A 23,132-nucleotide genomic window follows, 5' to 3' on the forward strand; every position below is an offset into this window, starting at 1 on the left:
AAATCTGACTGCAAGCCAATTGATGTTTATGATTTTTTGCGAAAATACAGCTAATCAGCTTGGTGTGCAGGATTTTGGGGCGATAGTGTCCATTGTGGCCGGATTGAATATTTTGCCTACACGGACAAAACCGCGTGGTGCCATTGAAGGTACTTCGTTAGCTTCCCGTAGTTCTCGTAAAGTATTTGGTACTGCTAAATTTCCCTGGGGAATACAGTTGCCATCTGTGATAGGTGGATATCCGCCATCAACATTAAAAATAAAAATGGTTGCAAAAATTAGCGCATTTACCGGTCGTGCTATACCTGTTGTTGGATGGGTTATTCTGGCCTCTGATATATCGCAGATTGCATATTGTACAGGCAGGGATTACAACCGTATTGTCAGAGGAAGTGATAAAATATGGTAAGTGATACGATTGAACACCGGATTTATGAACTGGTAAAAAGCTATGATGGAATCTACCTTTTCAAGAAAAAAGAACTGACACCTACAACGGATTTAGATTCAGATCTACGGCTGGAAGATGATGAAGCACTGGCTTTGATGGATGTTTTTTTCACAAAGTTTGATGTAGATAGGGGGAAGTTTTCGATCACTACATACTATCCGCCAGAACCACCACTAAAGGATTTGCTTAATCCATTTCGTAAACGTGATATTCCTCAGGTGCCGGATTTCACGATAGGAATGCTAATTGAATCCGCTAAAGCAGGCCGTTGGCTGTATGACTGATTCACATAGCAGAGTTATTTTTGACCCTGTGCATCAACACGACCAATGACCAATGACCAATGACAGCGCCGGGAACGCCAGTTTCCACGCTCCCTTATCTTGGTTCGCATAATGTATATTATGTTAAATTTGATTTATATGCCGAGACGCCGCAGCCATTCCTGAGCGCTTCACTCGCCATGCAACCCCACTCTTCACTTCACCATGTTGGATGAGATTTTCGACATTGATAACTCTGCCATCATCTACAAACCAATCCTCGATAATGACAGCCATTCATTCTTCAACGCCGCAGCACCCAATTTTTGATCATGCTGGGTGAATTTTTGTCACTGGATAACTGGCGCTGTTGATCCGATACAGGCATCAGCCGTCACTCGACATCTTACGTCTTTCACGTGGTTCCGTTTCCCATACAACGCAACGTTGCTTCGTCACAGAATTTAAAATGAGCCAGATTTTCGGTTTAACTGTCTCAGTCGCGGTGCCCGTTGCCCTGTAAAAATCCATCGCATGGAATCACTTTTACCGTTATTGCAATTCAGCTGGAATATTCTGGCTCGACAGATCCGCTAACTGGCCAAAGAGTGGATCCCACAGCTGTATGTCCAAACGTACAATCAAATTCTCACGTGTGAACGGATCGCCGTGAATCATTGCTTTCACTTCATCAAGGGTCGCCGCGCTGAAAATCAGAAACCCTGCCCTTAATGGCGTCTCTTTGAGCAGTCCTGACGCTATCAAACGGCCGGCTTTGATTAATCCCTGAAGATAGCGAACATGCTCTGCAACGTGTGTATTCCATCCTGTCCCGTCTGGATGGTCCATTCTGACGATATAAATGCCCATAACGATTCCCCTGATGTGTTATTCAACGGCAGAGAGGGTGTGTATTGCGTCGTTTTGATGGCTATCAGCATTTGATGGGTTTACTCCGACGCGGTGGCGATAACGCCGGAGAAAGAATTTCCGTGATTCACTGTCCCCGGGAGGTGTCCCGGAGACAACGGCGGGCGAGTTATTAGTTGAGTTTGTACTGCAGTGTGATCTCGGCGTTCAGCACCTGTGAAACCGGGCAGCCGGCTTTGGCTTTGTTGATGATTTTTTCGAACGCCGCTTCTTCAATACCGGGCACTTTCACCGCGCTTTCCAGCTCAATTTTTGTGATGGCGAACCCGCCGTTGGCTTTATCCAGCGATACCACGGCCGTCGTATCAATACTGTCCGGCTTATAGCCTTCGTCGCCTAACATCAGCGACAGCGCCATGGAAAAACAGGCAGCATGTGCGGCGCCAATCAGCTCTTCGGGGTTGGTGCCAGGTTTGCCTTCGAAACGGGTGTTGAAGCCGTAGGGTTGCTGACTCAGCGCCCCGCTTTCCGTTGATACCGTACCTTTACCCTGCTTGATGTCGCCTTCCCAGTGGGCTTGCCCTTTCTTATGAATGGTCATGCTTTCTCTCCTGTTGATGAGACTGAACAGTAAGTATAGGAAGTCATGCCGATCTTGCCTGGTTTCGCTAATGATGAATGCCCTATTGATTTCATTGGCCACTTCGATTGATGCCTGACGCCTCGGTATTTCTGGCATACACTCAGTATTCACCGTTCGATGCTATTTCCGTCATTTTTCTCTCACCGGTAAGGCAAACGTATGAGCCAACTTTTCACCCCATCCAAACTGGGAGCGCTGACACTCGATAATCGCATTGTCATCGCCCCGATGTGCCAATACTCCGCCGAACAAGGGTTTCCCAGCGATTGGCACACCATGCACCTCGGCAATCTGGCGCAATCCGGGGCCGGTCTGTTGATTGTGGAAGCGACCGCTGTCCAGCCGGAGGGCCGCATCAGCCTAAAGATTTAGGGATCTGGAGCGATGAACAGGCGACCGAACTGACGAAACAAGTAGCGAGTATTCGCCGCTATTCCCCAATCAAACTCGGTATTCAGCTTGCACATGCGGGGCGCAAGGCTTCCACCGCAGAACCCTGGAAAGGCGGAAAAGATGTCGCTATCGCCGATGGAGGATGGCAAACGGTGGCGCCTTCGGCATTGGCCTATGCGGATAGCCGCCAGCCACAAGCCCTGACCATAGAGCAGATCCACCAGCTCAGAGCGGATTTTATTTCCGCCGCGGAACGGGCAGAAAAGGCGGGATTTGATCTGATCGAGCTGCATGCCGCCCATGGCTATCTGCTGCATCAATTTCTCTCCCCCCTGTCCAACCAACGCAGTGACGATTATGGCGGTACGCTGGAAAACCGGATGCGTTTGGTGTTAGAGATCTTCGCGGATGTCCGTGAGGCGGTTTCTATCGCTGTGGGCGTCAGAATCTCCGCCACGGATTGGGCCGACGGCGGCTGGAGCGAAGCCGACTCGGTAGTATTGTCGAAACAGCTGGAAGCATTAGGTTGCGATTATATCCATGTCTCCAGTGGCGGCCTGTCGCCTGAACAGAACATCCCCGTTGGCCCTAACTATCAGGTGCCGCTGGCATCACAGATCCACGAGTCGGTCGGTATTTCAACGATTGCCGTAGGCTGATTACCGAAGCAGAACAGGCGGAAGCCATCATTGCTACCGGACAGGCGGATTTTATCGCCCTCGCCCGCGCCGTGTTGTTCGACCCCCGCTGGCCGTGGCATGCCGCCGCCAAACTGGGTGATACCATCACGGTTTCGCCACAATATCTGCGCTGTGAGCCGCATTATCTGAGGGGGTTATTCGGGTAAGCGATGGCAGTGACCGGGGCAACGTCTTCGGTCACTGCCCGTACGCCTGTGAGACAGCGGTTATCACTCAGACTTAACAAATATCACATCATGCTTGTTTGCCCCTGGATATCGTCCACCCACTGCAATGCTTCAGGCGCCAACTGATTTACGGGACGGGTAACCCATAAGGATGCGGGTGGTTTCAAACATGAAATCAACCGTGGTCAGATCACCGATATGATTAAAAGATGAATATTTTTAATAAAGCCCCACATATATATGTGGGGCTATCTTCAGCAGGAAATTTCAACTATTTCTCAATGCTGGATCTCAATCTGTGTCCAGCCTTTGCGATACATGCAGTCTTTCACCAGAATGTCTCGATGACTCTCATTTTCATCACTCGTTGAGTAGCTTGTACTAACCGTTTTATGTTTTTCATCTCTAGATGTGTACTTGCCTGAGATTTGATTGTCAGGTGGCAAATCCCTGAGCGCCTGCGCTTTACATTGCGTTTCAGCAATAACTGCCTGCTGCTTGTCGGTGCCGGGCTTAACCCACTGATACTGAACACAACCCGTCAAGCTTATTAGGATTAACGTCATAACAACGGTCTTTTTCATGATACCCAATCAAAAGTAAAATAAAGTTAATTCTAACTATACTGCGATCGAGTTCCTATAAACAGAATATCAACACGAGCACCGCGGGTTACGGCACAAAAGCCACCATGTTGAGAAAGCATACGGGCAGGCAGCTGTAGGCCCCGCAGGCCTCATTAGCTATGACTGCGGATAAACCGTGAACGCCAAGGTTTAAGTACCCAAATCGCCAGCGCCGCCGTGACAAAGTCCAGCGTAATTGCGCAGCCGAAGACGATGTGCCATCCTGCGTGTGTTGATACAGCAATGCCGCCAGCGGTCCGCCCAGAATTGAACCAACACCTTGCGACATATACAGCCAGCCGTAGTTAGCGGTTGCGTTTTGAGTCCCGAAGGTATCGGTCAGCGTCGAAGGAAATAGCGAGAAAATCTCTCCCCAGCCAAAGAACACGACGCCGGACAGCAGCACAAACAGCAACGCGTTATCCCGCGACATCAGCCAAAGCGTCATCGCGCACCCTTCCAAGGCAAAGGCGATGAACATGGTATTTTCGCGTCCGAAGCGGTCGGATATGAAGCCGAACAGCGGTCGGGTCAATCCGTTGGTGAACCGATCGATAGTCAGCGCCAGCGGCAGTGCCGCCATACCGAAGACAACCGCGCTGGTAATGCCGAAGTCATGGGCGAAGATCGCCATTTGCGAGGTGACCATCAGACCGGACGTCGACATCATCGCCATCATCAGAAACATCAGCCAGAACAATGGCTGACGCAACATCTCTTTGGAAGCAAACTGCCGCCGACTTTGCTCCAACCGGCTGACAGGTTGTGACGCGGTATCCTCTTCGACCGGCACTCTTAACCCCTGACTCGCCAGCAGCCCCACCAGCGCGAATACGCTGCCAAAGACCAGTAACGTCCACTCCAGTCCCTGCTGACCCAAACTGATAGATATTGGAAATGTGGTGAGAATCGCCCCCATACCATAGCCCGCAGCCACCATGCCTGCGGCGAATCCGCGATGACGCGGAAACCAGCGCACCATCAGTCCCACAACGCCGACATACACAATCCCGGTTCCCAGACCGCCAAGACAGCCATAGACCAGATAAAGCATCGCCAGATTCTGAACCTGTGCGGAGAGCACCCAGCTGAGGCCGGATAAGACGGTCCCCAGCGAGATCAGCAGACGTGGCCCGAAGCGGTCAATCAGCTTGCCCTGAAACGGCGAGAAGAAGGTTTGCAGGATAATCAGCAGCGAAAACGTGACTTGCAATTCAGGCAGACTGACGCCGATTTTCTCTGTGAAGGGTTTAGTCATTAAGGTCCAGACGTACTGCGGACTGGATATCGAGGCCATACAAATCAATCCCAGGAGCATTTGAATCCACTTGGTGCGGGCCGATACCTGAATCGGCATGCTGAGCGTTGTCACTATTCATTTCCCCCTGCGTATCAATGTCATCGCGCATCGTCAGGATGCGTCGAAAAAAACTGCGACGGGAAGCCGGTCTCTTTGTGATGATGATGACTCATGCTGACCCCAGAGGGTGATAAGCACTATCTATGCCACCTGTTGTCCAGCCAGGCAGGAAAACCCGTCAGCCAACCGGTAACGTGTTGACTCAATAAGAAATGATTTGCCTTACGAGGCTGGAGGATTTCTTGATGCGGCGGTCACGTCCTTCATTATTCTGTTTTGGCTTAACGTCATGAAAGACGCCCCATGGTGCGAAGCCAAGGCAGCCGCGCACTCTTTTCGTTCATTCGCGGCTTTTGCGTCGCCGGTGGTGATCTTTTTTACCTAAAGCGAGCTGTCGGTCTGACGGGGGATCGCGCTTCTCCATTTCATTACGGTGCGTTACGGGCTACCCTTGTTATGGGCGAAAATAAGGCTGATAAGGCAAGCATTTACTCCTTTTGCCGTTTCTTTTGCCGTTTGAATTGCTTGCAAAAAGGTAGAATTTACGCTGGCGCAGACATACACCGAGCTTTTTCTGCCGTGAAACATCTACTACACAAGGTCTCTTTGGCGTGGCAAAACTATTTTTACGCAGTGGCAATCTGGACGACTTTCTGGCGTTAGGAGAGAACGGACAGCCCGTTTACGCTTCGGCGCTGCAACTCAGGGAAACACTGCGTCTTCGTAAGCAGCAGCCGATCGCTGACTGTCTGGCAATACCCCAGTCTAATGAAAAAGGCGATCGCATCGATTGGTATGCGCCCGTCGCAGGCAAAATGACGTCCTGGATGGCCGCGAGCGACGAACAGCGCGAGCACGCGCTTGAACTGCTGGAACAGTACCAGCAAACCATCGCCGGGATTAGCGAGAAGGCGCAAACCTCCGAAAAACCCGCGCTGAAACTGTTTGGCGTTCTCTTGGCTAAAGCCATCCAGTTCCCCGGCCCCAACCACGTTTATCTGGTGGATGATAAACCGGTTATTACCTTCTGGGGCTTCGTCAATCTCGGCAAAAAATCCCGAGCCGATGCGCTGGAGTGCCTGCGCCCCGTCGCGCCGCCTGAACCGCCTGTGATTGAGGTGGCGCCAGAGCCTGAGCCGGAACCGATTGAAACCCCTGCGCCTGAGATTCAGGAGCCGGAACCGACCCCCGAGCCAGAAGCCGCGCCCGTTGAAACGCCGGAACCGGCGCCCGTGTTTGTGGTGCCGGACGCGCCGAAACCCGCTTCACATTCTGTCTGGATGCGGGCGTGGTGGCTAATCCCCTGCGCCGGGTTACTGGTCACGCTGGGCATGCAGATCCGCAGTTGCGTTTCGTTGCCGCCTTCTGAAAAAGCGCCTTCCATGGTCGTCGTCAAACCCGAAAAACGTGCGTTGGACGCCACCCCGGCGCCGGTAGAATCCCCGCTGCTGAGCTTCTCTGGACTGCCATTAGGTGAGGCCACCCTAATGCCGCCCGTCGTGGCCCCTGCCGTAGCGAGCGAAGAAAAAGCGCCGGAAACCGCGCCAGCCAGCGATGCTGTGCACCTGACGCCAGCGCCTAAAGGCGTACTGGTCATGCCGCCGGAATCCATCCGCGTTGGCTCCGTCCGGTTCCTGAACGGTAACTGGCAGGCGACCGCTATCGTGAAGAATCCGCTGACGGGCAAGCCGCCGGTATTGAAGTACCAGATCCAAAACGGTAAAGGCCGAGTGAGATTCACCTATGGCGATAAAGTCACCTGCCGTGCCGACGTCGAAGCCGGGCTTCATCAGTCGGGTAATCTGGTGATTAACAGCCGCTATCGGGCGCGTTGCAGCGACGGTTCGCGTTACAGCATGCCGGAAGTCGTCTGTAACCGGGTGGACACCGCTGAAGCGGCGGACTGTAAAGGCCGCTTTGACGCCGATACGATATTACCGATGACGATTAAGCGTGAGAGTAAATAATAATGCTGGCAACCATTACTGATTATAAACAACGCATTACGCTGATTCAGAATAGCGGTATCCAGTTTCTCGATTTCGCGTTCAAACTTGATTCTGAGGCAGACATTGCCAACCGGTTTATCCGCAAGAGCGCCAATGGCCCTCTCCTGCGGTTGATTTACAACGAGAACAACGGCAAGTTCGTGCTGCCGGGCGAAACCAACGTTTTGCCGGAGGCGGTGAACCCCGAGTCGAACTTTACGCTGAAGCAATCACTGAACCTGCTCAGTCAGGCCTGGCTGCCGCTGCCGTTTTTCCGCTTCAACCCGCCGCGGACGTTCCTCGGCGGCCCGAACAACTGGGCCCGCGTTCAGGTCCTTGAGCTGGATCAGCCGGATGACGACGGCAACACGCACCGCATTTGTCTGGCCTTCGACACTAAGGTATATCCGGAAAGCCACGAGTATGAGTCGTTAGCGCCGAGCGAGAACGACATCAATACCGGCCGAAACTATACGCTGGCCTACCACAGCGACGAACTGTACGAGTTTTTGGATCTGACCTGGGTCGACGGCTGGCTGCGTGAGACATTCTCCCAGCAGGCCGCGAAGCGTGAACGCCGGAAGCCGCACGAAATTCGTCAGGGGCTGCGCGACTTTGAATATCAGGCGCACTTCCTCAACCTGCTGGACGTGCTCGGCAACCTGCTGGAAATTCCAGAGGTGCAAATCACCGCCAGTACGCTGCAGGAACCGGCTGTCAACGTTGACCTGATCCTGGATGTGGGCAACTCGCACACCGCCGGTATTCTGGTTGAAGACCATGCAGACGAAAGTAATGGTCTGAAACAGACCTACGAAATGCAGATCCGCGATCTGAGCGAACCCCATTATCTGTACAACGAGCTGTTCGATAGCCGCGTGGAGTTCGCACAGGCCAAATTCGGCAAACAGAACTTCTCCTACGAAAGCGGCCGGGAAGACGCTTTTGTCTGGCCGTCCATCACGCGTGTTGGACGCGAGGCGAGCCGTATGGCGCTACAGCGTCAGGGAACGGAAGGCTCCAGCGGTATCTCCAGCCCGCGCCGTTATCTGTGGGATGAAGAACCCTACATGCCCGGCTGGCGTTTTGGTCAACCTGCGGGTGCCGCCCAGCAAGAGCTGTTGGCAACGGCGATGCCGCTGACCATGCTGGTCAATGACGAAGGTCAGCCGCTGTTTAATCTACCGCTGGATGAACGTCTGCCGGTATTTGCGCCTCACTACAGCCGCAGCGCAGTCATGACCTTCATGCTGTCTGAATTGCTGGCGCAGGCGCTGATGCAAATGAACAGCGCCGCCCAACGTCAGAAGATGATCCACGCCAACGCGCCGCGTCAGCTACGCAACATCATTCTGACCCTGCCCTCGGCGATGCCGAAGCCGGAGCGGGAAATCTTCCGCCGTCGCATGTATGAAGCCATCGGGCTGGTATGGAAAGCGATGGGCTGGCATCCGGCGGACGAGGACTTCCACACGCCGCAGGATAAAGCGCTAAGTCGCGTTCCCGTGCCGGAAGTCCAGATGGAGTGGGACGAAGCGACCTGTGGCCAGATGGTTTACCTGTATAACGAAGCGCAGGTGAACTTCGGCGGACGCGCAGAAGCGTTTTTCGCCAGCATGGCGCGCCCGGATAAAGAGCTCGCGGACGATGAACAGCCCGGCAAAACGCTGCGCATCGCCTCTATCGATATCGGCGGCGGCACCACCGACCTCGCCATCACGCAGTACTGGCTGGATGACGGCGTCGGCAGCAATGTGAAAATCATTCCGCGCTTGCTGTTCCGCGAAGGATTTAAGGTGGCGGGCGACGATATCCTGCTCGACGTCATTCAAATGTATGTTCTGCCTGCGCTGCAGGCCGCGCTGAAAAAGGCCGGCATGACCAGTCCGGAAGGATTGATGACGCGCCTGTTCGGCAGCGAAGGCCGAATGGACGGGCAGTTAACGCTGCGTCAGCAGGTCACTTTGCAGCTGTTTATCCCGATCGGTCAGGCGGTGCTGGAAGCGTACGAAAACTTCGATCCGCTGGATCTGAATGCGGAGATCGACGCAACGTTCGGCGAGCTGCTGAGCCAGCTGCCGACGCAGAAAGTCCTGGATTACGTCAACAGCGGCGTACAGCGTGAGCTGCCGGAAGAAGAAGTGGGCTTCGATATTCTTCAGGTACCGCTGGTTTTGCGCTTGAGCAAGCTGCACGCCGAATTCCTGTCTAACCGCATGAGCATTACCCAGCATCTGCGTCTGATGTCCGAAGTCGTCTCGCTGTACGCCTGCGACGTGCTCTTGTTAACGGGACGCCCTTCTCGCTTCCCGGGGATTCAGGCTCTGTTCCGTCATCTTCAACCGCTGCCGATCAACCGTATGCTGTCGCTGGATGGCTATCACACCAGCGACTGGTATCCGTTCAACAAGCGTGGCCGGATCGATAACCCGAAATCGACCGCGGCGGTAGGCGCCATGTTGTGCCTGTTGGCGCTCGATCTGCGTCTGCCGGGCTTCTACTTCAAGGCGGGCGATTTCCAACCTTATTCCACCGTGCGTTACCTGGGGATGCTGGACAGCAGCCAGGCGTTGACCATGGATAATGTTTACTACAACGATATCGATCTGGATGTCGCCGACTTTACCCTGCGCGAGCAGCCCGGTTTCGACGTGCGCGGATCGCTGTGTCTCGGTTTCCGTCAGTTGGACAATGACCGTTGGCCCGCCTCTCCGCTTTATTCCCTTTCGATTGTGGACCCGGAGCTGGCACGAAAAGTCGCAGGCGACAGCGTGCTGCATGTGCGTCTGGAAGTCGCTAAAGGCGAAGGCCACGACACGCCGGAGTGTTTCGAGATCGCCGAGGCGATTCTGGGCGATGGTCAACCAGTACCGCCGCAGCACTTGAAACTCCGTCTGAATACCCTGGCCAGCACCGGCTCGGGCATGACTCATTACTGGATCGATAGCGGGAGCGTCTTTAAGAAATGAAACCATTAACGCCCAAACAACTATCGAGCCGACTTAACCGCCAACTGCAATCCGTTTCTCAGGGCGTCGACGAAGCGATAGCCTGGCTGGACGATACGCGGCGCAATGTCCCGCGTCTGGATATGGAAGCGGATCGTCTGAGCATCAAACTGCGCAGCAGCCGCAATCAGGCGCATGACCTGATGGACTCCGCGACTAAAGAGATCGCGATGGGCTTCTTCGGCCTGTCGCAGGCGGGTAAGTCATACCTGATTTCCTCTTTGGCCGCCGGTGAAAACGGTCGGCTAGAGACCAGCGTCGGCGGATTGACGTTGGACTACCAGAAACACCTCAACCCGACGGGCCAGTCCTCGGCGTTTGTCACGCGTTTCACCCGCCAGGCCGAAGGTAAGAACACGCCGAACCCGGTCCAGCTGCAACTGCTGAATGAAGCGGATATCGCGCGGATCATGGCGAACGCGTTCTTATATCACCGTCGTACGCCCGCGAATGAAGAGCTGGATGAGCAGCACATCGCCGAACACCTGAAGATGTTGGCCATGCATCGTCAGACCACGCCGGTTCCCGGCATGGACAGCGATGACGTGGTCGCGCTATGGGACTATCTGGTGCGTCACGATGGCAAGCGCCAGACGATCCTGGCCGGTCAGTTCTGGCCGACGGCGGTTGAATTAGCGCCCTTCCTGAGCGCGGACGATCGCGCCAGCCTGTTCTCTCTGCTGTGGGCCGAGCAAGCCGACATCACGGCCGCCTATCGTTACTTCGCTTATACGCTGCAGCACCTCTCCAGCGCACGAAAAGTGCTCGCGCCGCTGAGCGTGCTGGTTGATGAAAGCATGCATGCCGACGGCGGTATCCTGAACGCCAGCTTGTTTGACCGCCTGAATAGCCCGGCGGATATGAGCGTACAGGTGCGTCCGATCGTGGGCGGCCGCGCGGCGAAAACCGTCGAACTGTCTCTGGCGGAGCTGATGATGCTGACCGCGGAGCTGCAAATTCCGCTGTTGAACGCGCCGCGTGAAACGCTGTTCGAACAGGTCGATTTGCTGGATTTCCCCGGTTTCAGTCTGGTGAACGACGAGCCGGAAGCGGACGATGAGGAAGACTTCAGCCGTCCGTTACGCAGTGCCCCTCACCCGCTGGCGCAGACTTTGCTCTACGCGAAACGGGCCTACCTGCTGGAGCGCTACACCGACAGTCAGGAGATGAACGTTCTGTTGGTCTGTACGGCCGCCGCCGGTAAGCAAGATGTGAAAACCGTGGGTAAAGCGCTGGACTATTGGGTCCGCCATACCCAAGGCGAAAACCCGCAGGTCCGCAGCCGCCGTAAACCGGGATTAATATGGGCGGTCACCAAATTCGACCGACGCTTCACTCATGGACATAACAACGACGAAGCGGTTCAGCGCTATGTCGGCAACCCCGGCGATGCCTGGGGAACGATGCTGGCGTTGGATAAACGCGGCGTGAATCGTATGGCCGCCTGGCTGGATGCGGAAGTTCGCCGCGAGGTAAAACTCAACCGCGTCAACGAGCAGTTGAGTGAACTACAACGTGAGCTGACCGAGAATCTGTTGGGCAGCTGGTATCAGCCGACGGGCGCGGATGCGCCGGCGAAAAAGCAGCAGATTGCCGAGTCGATGCTGAAAGCGTTGCAGACTCGAACCGGTGTTCACGGCGAAATGTTGGAACGCCTGTTGCCCTCGCGTGATGAGCTGCGCAGGCTCTATCTGCAACAACAGGAGTCGTCCCCGCGCAGTTATAACGCGCATCCGGACGATTTGGACGCCGTTGCGCCGCCTGCGAGCTATGAGCCTTTCGGCGTTGGGTTGGAAATTGATCTGTTCAGCGATGAACCGATCAGTGAAGCCCCCCAAGATGCTGAGGAACCTAAAGCCTCGGAAACGGATATTGCCGACAGTCAGGGGTACGAAGCCGAGTTCGCTCGTAGCGTCTATCGCTACTGGATCACGCATCTGCGTAACCTGCCGGAAAACGACGCCATCATCGAACTGCTTGGCGTGGCCCGTCCGACGATCGAAATGTTGGTGGAAGAGCTGATTACCGCGGGTATTCGCCTGAAAATCGAAGAAGAGCTGCTTACCGTGTTAGTGAACGCGGAACAGCTGGATTTGAATCGGGAAAATAAAACCGACCGTCAGGTCTCACGTGCGTTAACCGTACTCGGCGACTTTGTCGCGTGGCTGGGCTTCCAGCGCGTCAAAGAAGCGGAACGTCCGGAAAGCCGGGTCAATAAAGGGCAGAAAATCTTTGCTCGTCCCGAAAAGCAGGCCGGTAGTTTTGGCGCGACACAGCGATTGACCCGCCTGTCCGTGACGCCGACCAACAGTACGGCCTATTACATCTACGACTGGCTGATCGGTCTGAATGAAACCATTATCCGCAATGCGGGCTATGCCGCAGGACGGGACATCAAGCCGAAACAGCGCGAGCGTCTGGGACATGTTCTGGCGCTGATCAAGTCCGACGCGTAAAACGGTCGACACCGCATCTGAGGGATCAGATGCGGTGCTCGTTTCTCCCCGCATTCCTCAGTTTTGTCGCGTCTGCGACGATATTCCCCCCCTTCATTTCCTCATTTTATCGACCGTAAGTTGATACTTTCTGTTCCATCACGCGCCTGCGTTATAACGCATGAACCTATGCCTACCCTGCATGACGGACAAAAAGCGATCCAGATCAACGCCTTTAGAGAAACCTGACAAAAACCATACAAAATCAGATCGGATTGTGGCCTGATCGAGTGAACCAAATTCGAAAACGCCTTCTTTGACGTGAAACTTTTTTTCACGACTCGCACAGCTAAAAAATGGAATTGTCATCATGAATTTACACGATCACGCTGGTCAGCTTGATAGGGAAAACCACTTCAAGGTCAACGGATTTGTCGAGCTTGAGAGCCGACAAACGCTGAGCCAGGAACTGGATGATATCCGCACGTTGCTGAAAAAAGCGATGGCGCTGGAGCATGCGATTATCCCTCCTTACCTCACCATGCTTTACACGCTGAACGACGATAGAGACCGCTGGATATCGGACGTGATTCGCAGCGTCGTCGTCGAAGAAATGTTGCATTTCGTTTTGGTCGGCAACGTGCTTAACGCCGTGGGCGGCACGCCGGAGGTCAATGCGCCTGATTTCTTGCCGGACTATCCCGCACCGCTGCCGTTTGGCATTGATGATCTAGAAATTCAGCTGCATGCGTTCTCTCCTCACGCCATTCATCAGGCGATGCAGATAGAGCATCCGAAATACATCCGCCCCGAGGTCGTGGCGAATCACGTCTGTAGCGATATGAGCATCGGCGAATTTTACGTCTATATCGAATCTCGCCTGCGAGCGGCCGTAAACGCATTCGGCGAAACAGCCGTTTTTTGCGGCGACGCTAACCGCCAAATCGCCCCTGAACATTTTACCTATGGCGCAGGCAGTAACGTGATCCCGGTCTACGACCTGAACAGCGCCATCGAGGCGGTGAGAGTCATTTTCCATCAGGGCGAAGGATCGCCGAATCAACTTTGGCTCAGCGATGATGGTGAAATCGCGCACTACTATCGGTTCAATGAAATCTACTGCGGACGCCGTTACGTGTCTGACGATACCATCGCCAGCGGACCAACGGGCGTCCAACTGACCATCGCCAGCGGACCAACGGGCGTCCAGCTAACCACCGGCTGGGACCATGCCGTCAAAACCCATAGCGGACTCAAGGTCAGCGATTATCCCGCGGGCGACGCGCAAGCGGCGATCGTTCGGTTTAATCGTCGCTACTGCGAACTGCTGGAACAACTTCAGCAAGGGCTGTGTGGGAAACCTCAAAAATTGATGCCGGCGCTGGCTTCGATGCATACGCTGCGAGATGAATTCTTACATATTGTCCGTATGCCGTACCCCGGCGATAACGGCTATTTTTGCGCCCCGACGTTTGAATACACCCCGCCAAAAGTGACATTGTCACCCAGCGCCGTGCCGGACGTGAATTTCAACAGCAATCAGAAAACGTTGAGTACGCTGATGCAGGCCTATGCTTCCGGCGATGTACAGAAGGCGGTGGCGTGTATGAGTGAACACATCATCTGGGATATCTCCGGCCCCATCGACGTCCCCTACGCGGGGGTGTTTTATGGCCATGACGGTTTTCGTCGCTATTGGTCGCTAATGGAACAAACGGTGGAGTTCAGCAGCATTGGCACCGAGAACGTGTTTTTCAATGGCAACGAAGCGATGGCCTATGGCGGCGAACAAGGCATCACCAAGACGACGCGTGTCCCTTACAGCTATGACTGGGCAATTCGCTACGAGTTTAATGACGATCATAAAGTCGTGCTAATGCGTCAATACTTCAATCCGATGCGGATCCAGGCGGCCTTAGCGGCTTCTCATGCAGGAGCCGAATCGAACGGCTAGGCGTAGGAAAAGGACGAGGGTCTGTGGAGACAGCCCCTCGTTTGGTAGACATTATTTGGCCGGCAGCGTATGCATTTTATCGCTGATTTCAAGGACCAGTTTATCCTGAGCCGCGACGGCGGCAGGCAATGCGGCGGTATCAGTAAACGTCACGGGTTGCACTTCCATAATTCGCCCTTGGACGTAAGTGGCACATAGGGAGTGCAGCACCTGTTTGTTCAGCATCGTCTGCAGACAGCGAACAGTTGAACCGTTGCTGCTGGTCAGTGTCCGTTTCTCCGGCTGGATGCGCTGACGTAGCATCTCTTTCTCCGCACTGGCGATGACGGCATCGACATCGCTTTCCCGATCGGCGTGAGGAATTTCGCCGCTCATATTGACCGGTAGCGTATACAGCGAAATCAGCGCCTTACGGTTCGTCGACGACTCGATGTACTCCGCATCAATAATATGGTTGGTGGTGTCCGTGTTCAGGCTGCGTCGCATCAAACCGTTGACCGTATCCGGCAGCGCAGAGGCCAACGCCTGTGACGTATAACCCTCTATGTTGTCTGTATTGGTGTCCTGCGTCTGACCAATCACCGGCGTCGTCAGCAACAACATGGCGGCGATATAACTGGCCCGAAATTTCATCGGCATAGCTCCATCCCTATTTCTTTATTAAAAGTGAATGTTTTGACTCAATAGGTTCTTATCGGCTGCATTTCCAGATTCTTTTCTTCAACGGGCTTGTTTGTACTTAAAAGCAGCGATTCAGCGCTATCAGCAAAAACGATCGTGAACTTCGCCGTAGACTGCCGCCCGCGGTTGTCGATGATCTAACCATAGTCAAAAAGTGAAGCCGATAGTATGCTCATTTGGCCATTCACCTTTCTGGGGAAATCACGATGCAAACCTTTTTGCTTGATAAAATAGCGACGCCGATTGGCGGGCTGATGGTGGTTGCCGACGAAAATCACGATTTGCGCGCACTTGAATGGAGCGAATTCGAAGGCAAGTTGCATCGCACGTTGGAGCGACGCTATCGCGATGCGCCAGTGCGACTGTCCCCCAGCGTCAACCCCGGCGGACTGAGCGACGCTTTGCAGCGCTATTTCGCCGGAGAGTTGGCTGCGATTGACTCATTGCCGGTCGCGGCGGCAGGCACCGATTTTCAGCAGCAAGTGTGGAAGGCATTACGAGATATTCCATGCGGATCGGTAATGAGTTACGGTCAGCTTGCCGCGCGTCTCGGACGCCCGACGGCATCGCGCGCCGTCGGTATGGCGAACGGCGCAAACCCGATTTGCATTGTCGTCCCCTGCCATCGGGTTATTGGCGCAGGCGGCGCGCTGACCGGTTATGCCGGTGGCATCCAGCGTAAGGAATGGCTGCTAATACATGAAGGTTACTTATCATAGCCGGGTGTAATTCATCGGATAACATTTTCACATTGGCTTATACCTTCACCTTCAATGGTTAACACGAGGTTACCAGCCATTCACATTTCTGAACTCTCAGTGCGTGATATTCCCTCTTCTTGAGTGTCTGTGGTCTTATCAGTGACCTTAAAAGCTGTTAAAATTGACCAATGTCAATTATCGCCAGAGCAAAACCTATGATTCCTGAAAAGCGCATAATCCGACGCATCCAGTCCGGTGGTTGCGCAATCCATTGTCAGGATTGCAGCATCAGCCAACTCTGCATCCCCTTTACCTTAAATGAGCACGAGCTGGACCAGCTCGACAACATCATTGAAAGGAAGAAACCGATCCAGAAAGGACAAGCGTTATTCAAGGCCGGTGATGAGCTGAAATCCCTCTATGCCATTCGCTCTGGAACGATTAAAAGCTACACGATTACCGAACAGGGTGACGAGCAGATTACCGGGTTTCATCTGGCCGGTGATCTGGTCGGGTTTGACGCCATTGGCAACGCTCTGCACCCGAGTTTCGCGCAGGCGTTAGAAACATCGATGGTCTGCGAAATCCCCTTCGAAACACTGGACGACCTGTCTGGAAAAATGCCCAACTTGCGTCAGCAGATGATGCGGTTGATGAGCGGTGAAATACGTAGCGACCAGGACATGATCCTGCTGCTGTCGAAAAAGAACGCCGAAGAGCGTCTGGCGGCCTTTATCTACAACCTGTCACGCCGTTTTGCGCAACGAGGCTTCTCTCCCCGCGAATTCCGTCTGACCATGACCCGCGGCGACATCGGTAACTACCTTGGCCTGACGGTCGAAACCATCAGCCGTTTGCTGGGCCGCTTCCAGAAAAGCGGGACGCTGGCGGTAAAAGGCAAGTACATCACGATCGAAAAAATCGAAGCGTTGGCCGAACTGGCCGGAACCGCCCGTCAGAAAATCTAATTCCCCTGCCGAATCAACGGTTGTCCTCAATTATTGATTCGGCTCCCATCATCAGTTGTTCAAAATAATTTTCTTGGGGTACTCTTATTTATGCAGGCTGCGAATCGTCAGCCGAAAGGAGGACCTATGGCGAAGTATCAGAATCTACTGGTCGCTATTGACCCTAATCAGGATGACCAACCGGCACTGCGTCGCGCCGTGTATTTGGTGCAACGGCTTGGCGGCCGTATCAAGGCGTTTCTGCCGATCTACGATTTTTCCTATGAAATGACGACGCTGCTGTCTCCCGATGAGCGGACCGAGATGCGGCAAGGCGTTATCGCCCAGCGAACCGAATGGATTACTCAGCAAAGCCAGTATTATCGCGATATGGGCATCCCCATCGAGATCAAAGTGGTTTGGCATAGCAAGCCGTTCGAAGCCATTATTCAGGAAGTCATCGCCTGTAAGCACGACCTGCTGCTGAAAATGGCGCGTCAGCACGACCGATTGGAAGCGGTCATCTTTACGCCGACCGACTGGCAGCTGTTGCGCAAATGTCCCTGCCCGGTCTGGATGGTGAAAGACCAGCCTTGGCCCGATGGCGGTCAGGCGTTGGTGGCGGTCAATCTTGCGAGCGAAGATCCTTTGCATGACCCCCTGAATATTAAGTTGGTCTCCGAAACGCTGGACCTCGCCAGACAGGTCAATCAGACCGATGTGCATTTGGTGGGGGCCTACCCGGCAACGCCCATCAATGTCGCCATCGAACTGCCGGACTTCGACCCCAGCGTGTACAACGATGCCATTCGCGGTCAGCATCTGCTGGCAATGAAGGCGCTACGGCAAAAATTCAATCTCGACGAGCGTCTTACGCATGTTGAAAAAGGGTTGCCTGAAGAGGTGATCCCCGACCTGGCCGAGCACTTGCAGGCTGGTGTTGTCGTGTTGGGCTCTCTAGGCCGAACAGGATTATCCGCCGCCTTTATCGGGAATACCGTCGAACACGTCATCGATCGTCTGAAATGTGATTTATTGGCGATTAAACCGGATGATTTTGTTTCTCCGCAGGCCTCTGGCGAGAGTGACGACGATACCGCACCGGAATTGAATAGCGTGCAATAACCCTCTCGTTTTAAACGGGGCGCCGAATACCCGGCGCCCCACAGCTTTCTCTTGCTTCAACCCCTCATTCAACTCACTCTGCCTGACCCTGACCCTGACCCTGACCCTGACCCTGACCCTGACCCTGACCCTGACCCTGACCCTGACCCTGACTCTCGTGCGCGAGTCAATTTGCCCCTCATTATCCGCACGTCGGTTTATCGTCTTCCCGTAATAATAAAGGGTATCGGCTTACGTGATGGTGAGGTGGCGATGAATGTTTTGTGGAGTAGAGATGAAAAAAACGCCGCACGAGGCGGCGTTGGGGTAGCTAAAAAGAAAGCTTAGAGGGCTTTCAGAATGGCTTCGACGCTGGCTTTGGCATCGCCAAACAGCATCTGCGTGTTTTCTTTGAAGAACAGCGGGTTTTGTACACCGGCATAGCCCGTATTCATCGAGCGTTTGAACACGATAACGTTATGCGCCTTCCACACTTCCAGAACCGGCATTCCCGCGATGGGGCTGTTCGGATCTTCCTGCGCGGCCGGGTTGACCGTATCGTTGGCGCCAATGACCAGCACGGTATCGGTGTCGGCGAAATCATCATTGATTTCATCCATTTCCAGTACGATGTCATAAGGCACTTTGGCTTCGGCGAGCAGTACGTTCATGTGGCCCGGCAGACGTCCGGCGACCGGATGAATACCAAAACGAACGTTGATACCGCGTTCACGCAGCTTGGCGGTAATATCGTGAACCGGATACTGAGCCTGTGCGACGGCCATACCATAGCCTGGGGTGATAATGACTGAACTGGAGCCTTTCAGCAGTTCAGCAACCTCTTCCGCCGTGGTTTCACGGTATTCACCCACTTCTTCACTGGCGGAAGAAACCGCGCCGTCTGTACCAAACCCACCCGCAATGACGCTGATAAAGGAGCGGTTCATCGCTTTACACATGATGTACGACAGGATAGCGCCGGAAGAACCGACCAGCGCGCCAGTGACGATCAGCAAATCGTTGCTCAGCATGAAACCGGCTGCCGCAGCGGCCCAACCTGAATAGGAGTTCAGCATGGAAACCACCACTGGCATGTCTGCGCCACCGATAGACGCGACCAGATGCCAACCAAACACCAGAGCGATAGCCGTCATCAGCAGCAGAGACAGAACCTGCAGAGAGACGCTGCCCGTGTTCACAAAGACCAACAGTAACAGGAAGGACACGACCAGCGCGGCCAGATTCAGCTTGTGGCGGTTAGGCAGCATCAGCGGTTTGGAGGAGATGGTTCCGCGAAGCTTCCCGAACGCGATAACTGAACCGGTAAAGGTAACCGCTCCGATGAAGATGCCTAGGAAAACCTCGGTCATGTGAATGTTGATCAGGACAGGATCGGTAATTTCACCATGATCGATATAGCTGTTAAAGCCTACCAATACCGCGGCGAAACCCACGAAGCTGTGCAAAATCGCCACTAACTCCGGCATTTCCGTCATTTCAACTTTGCGCGCCAGATGAACGCCGATACCGCCGCCGATCGCCATCGCCACGATGATCCATCCGACGTTATCAGCATTCGGTCCCAAAATAGTCGCCAGTAGCGCAATCGCCATACCGGTGATCCCAAAAATGTTCCCCTGTTGAGAGGTTTCATGTTTGGATAACCCAGCAAGGCTGAAAATAAACAATATGGCAGCGACAATGTAGGCTGCCGTGACTAATCCACCAGACATCCTTGACTCCTTAATTCTTGCGGAACATTTTCAGCATGCGCTGAGTGACGGTGAAACCACCGAAGATATTGATGCTGGCAACCAGTACAGCGATAAAGGAAAAGAACGACACCCAGCCGCCATGCCCTATCTGCAGTAGCGCCCCGACGACGATGATGCCGGAAATAGCATTCGTCACGGACATCAGCGGCGTATGCAGCGCGTGGCTGACGTTCCATACCACGTAATATCCGACCACGCAGGCCAGCGCAAACACGGTGAAATGCGACAGGAACTCTGGCGGAGCAACGTTGGCTAACCAGCCGAACAGCACGATAGCGACGGCAAGGATGATGTATTTATTCCATGGGGACGCAGGTTTTGCTTCCGGCTTTTTCGGCGCGGCGGCGGCAGGTTGCGCCTGCTGCGGCTGTGCGGAAACCTGAATCGGCGGTGCCGGCCAGGTGATTTCACCGCTTTTCACGACGGTCACGCCGCGGATCACGTTATCTTCGAAGTTGACATCAATTTCGCCATTCTTCTCTTTGCATAACAGTTTCAGCAGATTCACCAGGTTGGTGCCGAACAGCTGGGAAGACTGGGTAGGCAAACGGCTCGGTAGGTCGGTGTAGCCGATAATCTTGACGCCGTTGTCTGTGACCGTGACCTGATCGGCCACCGTCAGTTCGCAGTTCCCGCCGGTTTGCGCGGCCAGATCGACGATCACGCTACCGGGCTTCATGCTCTCCACCATCTCTTTGGTGATGAGTCTAGGTGCGGGTTTGCCGGGGATCAGCGCAGTGGTGACGATGATATCCACCTCTTTCGCCTGGGCGGCGAACAACGCCATTTCCGCTTTGATAAAGGCCTCGGACATGACTTTGGCGTAGCCATCGCCGCTGCCGGCTTCTTCTTCAAAGTCCAGTTCCAGAAACTCTGCGCCCATACTGCGCACTTGCTCTTTCACTTCCGGACGGGTGTCGAAGGCACGTACGATAGCGCCCAAGCTTCCCGCGGCACCGATAGCTGCCAGTCCAGCAACGCCAGCACCAATCACCATCACTTTCGCCGGGGGGACTTTACCCGCAGCGGTGATCTGCCCGGTAAAGAAACGGCCGAATTCATGCGCGGCTTCAACAATCGCACGATAACCGGCGATATTCGCCATCGAGCTCAGGCGTCCAGGGACTGTGCACGGGAAATACGCGGCACAGAGTCCATCGCCATCACGGTTACCTGACGATCGGCCAGTTTTTTTAGCAATTCAGGGTTTTGTGCGGGCCAGATGAAACTGACTACGGTGCTTCCTGCCCGAGTCAGCGCGACCTCATCGTCTTCCGGCGCATTCACTTTGAGAATGATGTCACTCTGCCAGATATCCGATGTATCCAGAAGTGTGGCGCCTGCCTGTTCGTAGGCGGAATCTTCGAAGCTGGCAAGTTTCCCTGCCCCACGTTCTATTGCTACCTCGAAGCCCAATTTTAGCAACTGCTCCACCGTTTTCGGCGTTGCGGCCACGCGGGCTTCATTGGTTAGCCGTTCTTTTGGTACACCAATACGCATACGGAATCCCTTTTCGCTCAGATTTAACGAAGGTTGTTATAATGATTTACCTGAAGAATTATTTATCGCATAAGTTCATACCCTCGAACTTTTCGATAAATGCCGTTATAACCTACTGAAAATGGAAGTAATGATCCACTCGTAAAATAATTTTGATCTAAAACCCCAGTCCGGGCGAGTCAAACCACGATTTTTCGCGTCGCTAGCGTTTAAAACCCCATATTCCTTAACATAATTGTCGAAAAATTATTTTCGATTGCTTCACAAAATTAGCCGAAAATCGCGGTTATTGGCGGGGCGTGCTGATAAAAAACTGTCATGATGGACTCAACGATATCAGTTACCTTTATTTCCACATTTGCCCTCCTCTTTCTGGTCGATGATTCGGCAAGGATGTTTGCTTTAAAATGCTGAAGCACTGGGGATTATTACGTGACATAATCGGCGGCTAACACACAGTGTGCCTATTCGAATCAACCGTACTGCGTCAGGCGAAAGGATTTTTTATGAAGCTGAGAACTCGCGTTATTGCCTCCACCCTCCTCTCCATATTAGCGTTTTCCGCGCAGGCTGCGCAGGAATTGACGCCGGAAAAAGCCGAAGCCGTTAAACCCTTCGAACGTATTACCTTTATGGGCCGTTATAACGCCATCTATGAGGCGGCTGCCGATGCCTCCAAGCGCGCTGACGAAAAAGGCGCAGATGCGTTTTATATCCAGAGCACGGCTGAAGTTAATGGCGGACGCTGGGCGGTGACGGTAGACCTGTATCATAATGATGCGCCGAAGGTTTCCGACGTCACTACCTACCGTACCTTTAGCGGTGTGAAAGAGCTGCCAAAAAATGAGGCGTCGCAGTTGGAGCCTTTCGACACCGTCACCGTGAGCGGTTATTTCCCAACGCAGCCAGATGTGACTGCGGCGATTGGCGAAGCGGCACAGCGCAAAGGTGCCTATTCCTTCTTTATTGTTCGCCAGGTCGATATTAACTCCCGTGGCAACAGTCAGAGCATTACCGCTTTCATCTACAAAAAAGATGCGGCTAAACGCCGTGTACAAAGCCCGGATGTCATTCCTGCCGATTCCCAGGCCGGTAAAGCAGCGCTGGCCGCAGGCGGCGAAGCGGCTAAACGCGTAGAAATCCCTGGAGTCGCGACCTCCTCCAGTCTTAGCAGCAATGTCGGCAATTTCTTCCAAACGCAGGCTTCTACCGTGGGGCCACGTTATACGGTGACGACAAAAGACGGTAATCGTATTCAGGAACTGAACAACGCGACGGCGGCACAGATGGTGCCATTTGATTCTGTCAGCATCCGCGGCCGTTTCAGCACGCCGACGGAAATCACCGAAGCTATCGCCAAGCGTGCAGCAGATAAAGGCGCGAAGTACTATCACATTACCAAAGAGTGGCAGGATAACGCCGATCGCTACACGATTAGCGCCGATCTCTACAAGTAACGCGCCCCCGACGGGATATCGGTCTATATAGCCGTTATCCCGTTGCTTTCCTATCTCTCTCCTCCTTGCCTTCTATGCATTCGTGATAGCATCACCCGCACGCCACTA

16 protein-coding genes and 2 pseudogenes are annotated in these 23,132 nt (G+C 54.0%); 11 read left to right on the forward strand and 7 right to left on the reverse strand.

Translation table 11 applies throughout. The features are described from left to right. Positions 1-4 precede the first annotated feature (4 nt). Both AU509_RS15230 and AU509_RS15235 read left to right on the forward strand, forming a co-directional pair. Positions 5-409 carry an STM2901 family protein gene (locus tag AU509_RS15230; protein WP_244201054.1) on the forward strand — a complete coding sequence of 135 codons (405 nt, stop codon included), beginning with the start codon at positions 5-7 and terminating at the stop codon, positions 407-409. Beyond that, positions 403-735, forward strand: a complete 333-nt coding sequence (locus tag AU509_RS15235) for a DUF1493 family protein (RefSeq protein WP_094118740.1) — start codon at positions 403-405, stop codon at positions 733-735. The genes AU509_RS15230 and AU509_RS15235 overlap by 7 nt, the downstream gene beginning before the upstream one ends. 531 nt (positions 736-1,266) lie before the next feature. Here the strand turns inward: AU509_RS15235 and AU509_RS15240 are convergent. Continuing rightward, entirely contained in the window at positions 1,267-1,584 is a 318-nt protein-coding gene (locus AU509_RS15240) for a YciI family protein (protein ID WP_094118741.1), read from the reverse strand. Positions 1,585-1,756: 172 nt separating this feature from the next. Then, positions 1,757-2,185, reverse strand: coding sequence for an OsmC family protein (locus tag AU509_RS15245; RefSeq protein WP_094118742.1), 429 nt, complete (start codon positions 2,183-2,185; stop codon positions 1,757-1,759). Positions 2,186-2,386: 201 nt separating this feature from the next. On the opposite strand from AU509_RS15245, the pseudogene AU509_RS15250 reads away from it, so the two are divergent. Continuing rightward, positions 2,387-3,467: pseudogene (locus tag AU509_RS15250) on the forward strand (NADH:flavin oxidoreductase/NADH oxidase). 299 nt (positions 3,468-3,766) lie between these two features. Here the strand turns inward: AU509_RS15250 and AU509_RS15255 are convergent. Beyond that, entirely contained in the window at positions 3,767-4,072 is a 306-nt protein-coding gene (locus tag AU509_RS15255) for a hypothetical protein (RefSeq protein ID WP_085652014.1), read from the reverse strand. Positions 4,073-4,160: 88 nt separating this feature from the next. Continuing rightward, positions 4,161-5,486 carry an oxalate/formate MFS antiporter gene (oxlT, locus tag AU509_RS15260; RefSeq protein WP_254901600.1) on the reverse strand — a complete coding sequence of 442 codons (1,326 nt, stop codon included), beginning with the start codon at positions 5,484-5,486 and terminating at the stop codon, positions 4,161-4,163. Between the two features lie 599 nt (positions 5,487-6,085). Here oxlT and AU509_RS15265 point away from each other — a divergent pair. From AU509_RS15265 to AU509_RS15285, 4 genes are all read left to right on the forward strand, one after another. Beyond that, the gene (locus AU509_RS15265) at positions 6,086-7,441 is read left to right on the forward strand and encodes an SrfA family protein (protein ID WP_094118743.1); all 1,356 of its coding nucleotides are present in this window, start codon (positions 6,086-6,088) and stop codon (positions 7,439-7,441) included. Between the two features lie 2 nt (positions 7,442-7,443). Next, the gene (locus AU509_RS15270; protein WP_085652017.1) at positions 7,444-10,431 is read left to right on the forward strand and encodes a virulence factor SrfB; all 2,988 of its coding nucleotides are present in this window, start codon (positions 7,444-7,446) and stop codon (positions 10,429-10,431) included. Then, a complete protein-coding gene (locus AU509_RS15275) occupies positions 10,428-12,926 on the forward strand; it encodes a putative virulence factor (protein ID WP_085652018.1) in 2,499 nt (832 codons plus the stop codon). Before AU509_RS15270 ends, AU509_RS15275 begins: the two co-directional genes overlap by 4 nt. A gap of 349 nt (positions 12,927-13,275) precedes the next feature. Then, a complete protein-coding gene (locus AU509_RS15285) occupies positions 13,276-14,859 on the forward strand; it encodes a ferritin-like domain-containing protein (protein ID WP_094118745.1) in 1,584 nt (527 codons plus the stop codon). Between the two features lie 51 nt (positions 14,860-14,910). Here AU509_RS15285 and AU509_RS15290 read toward each other — a convergent pair whose 3' ends face one another. Then, the gene (locus AU509_RS15290; RefSeq protein WP_139824063.1) at positions 14,911-15,498 is read right to left on the reverse strand and encodes a hypothetical protein; all 588 of its coding nucleotides are present in this window, start codon (positions 15,496-15,498) and stop codon (positions 14,911-14,913) included. A gap of 248 nt (positions 15,499-15,746) precedes the next feature. On the opposite strand from AU509_RS15290, the gene ogt reads away from it, so the two are divergent. The 3 genes from ogt to uspE all read left to right on the forward strand — a co-directional run bounded on the left by ogt (position 15,747) and on the right by uspE (position 18,313). After that, on the forward strand, positions 15,747-16,259 hold the full coding sequence (gene ogt, locus AU509_RS15295) for a methylated-DNA--[protein]-cysteine S-methyltransferase (protein WP_094118747.1): 513 nt from the start codon (positions 15,747-15,749) through the stop codon (positions 16,257-16,259). A gap of 197 nt (positions 16,260-16,456) precedes the next feature. Continuing rightward, positions 16,457-17,209, forward strand: coding sequence for a fumarate/nitrate reduction transcriptional regulator Fnr (gene fnr / locus AU509_RS15300; protein ID WP_085652022.1), 753 nt, complete (start codon positions 16,457-16,459; stop codon positions 17,207-17,209). Positions 17,210-17,335: 126 nt separating this feature from the next. Continuing rightward, the gene (gene uspE / locus AU509_RS15305) at positions 17,336-18,313 is read left to right on the forward strand and encodes a universal stress protein UspE (RefSeq protein WP_094118748.1); all 978 of its coding nucleotides are present in this window, start codon (positions 17,336-17,338) and stop codon (positions 18,311-18,313) included. 323 nt (positions 18,314-18,636) lie between these two features. On the opposite strand, the gene pntB is transcribed toward uspE, so the two are convergent. Together pntB and pntA are read right to left on the reverse strand one after the other, a co-directional pair. Continuing rightward, a complete protein-coding gene (gene pntB / locus AU509_RS15310) occupies positions 18,637-20,025 on the reverse strand; it encodes a Re/Si-specific NAD(P)(+) transhydrogenase subunit beta (protein ID WP_085652024.1) in 1,389 nt (462 codons plus the stop codon). 10 nt (positions 20,026-20,035) lie between these two features. Continuing rightward, positions 20,036-21,567 (reverse strand): annotated as a pseudogene (gene pntA, locus AU509_RS15315) (Re/Si-specific NAD(P)(+) transhydrogenase subunit alpha). Positions 21,568-22,073: 506 nt separating this feature from the next. Between pntA and ydgH the strand changes: the two are divergent. Beyond that, entirely contained in the window at positions 22,074-23,024 is a 951-nt protein-coding gene (gene ydgH, locus AU509_RS15320) for a DUF1471 family protein YdgH (protein ID WP_094118749.1), read from the forward strand. Positions 23,025-23,132 lie beyond the last annotated feature (108 nt).

The sequence above is a fragment of the Lonsdalea britannica genome, assembly GCF_002111595.1.
Classification (GTDB): Bacteria; Pseudomonadota; Gammaproteobacteria; order Enterobacterales; family Enterobacteriaceae; genus Lonsdalea; species Lonsdalea britannica.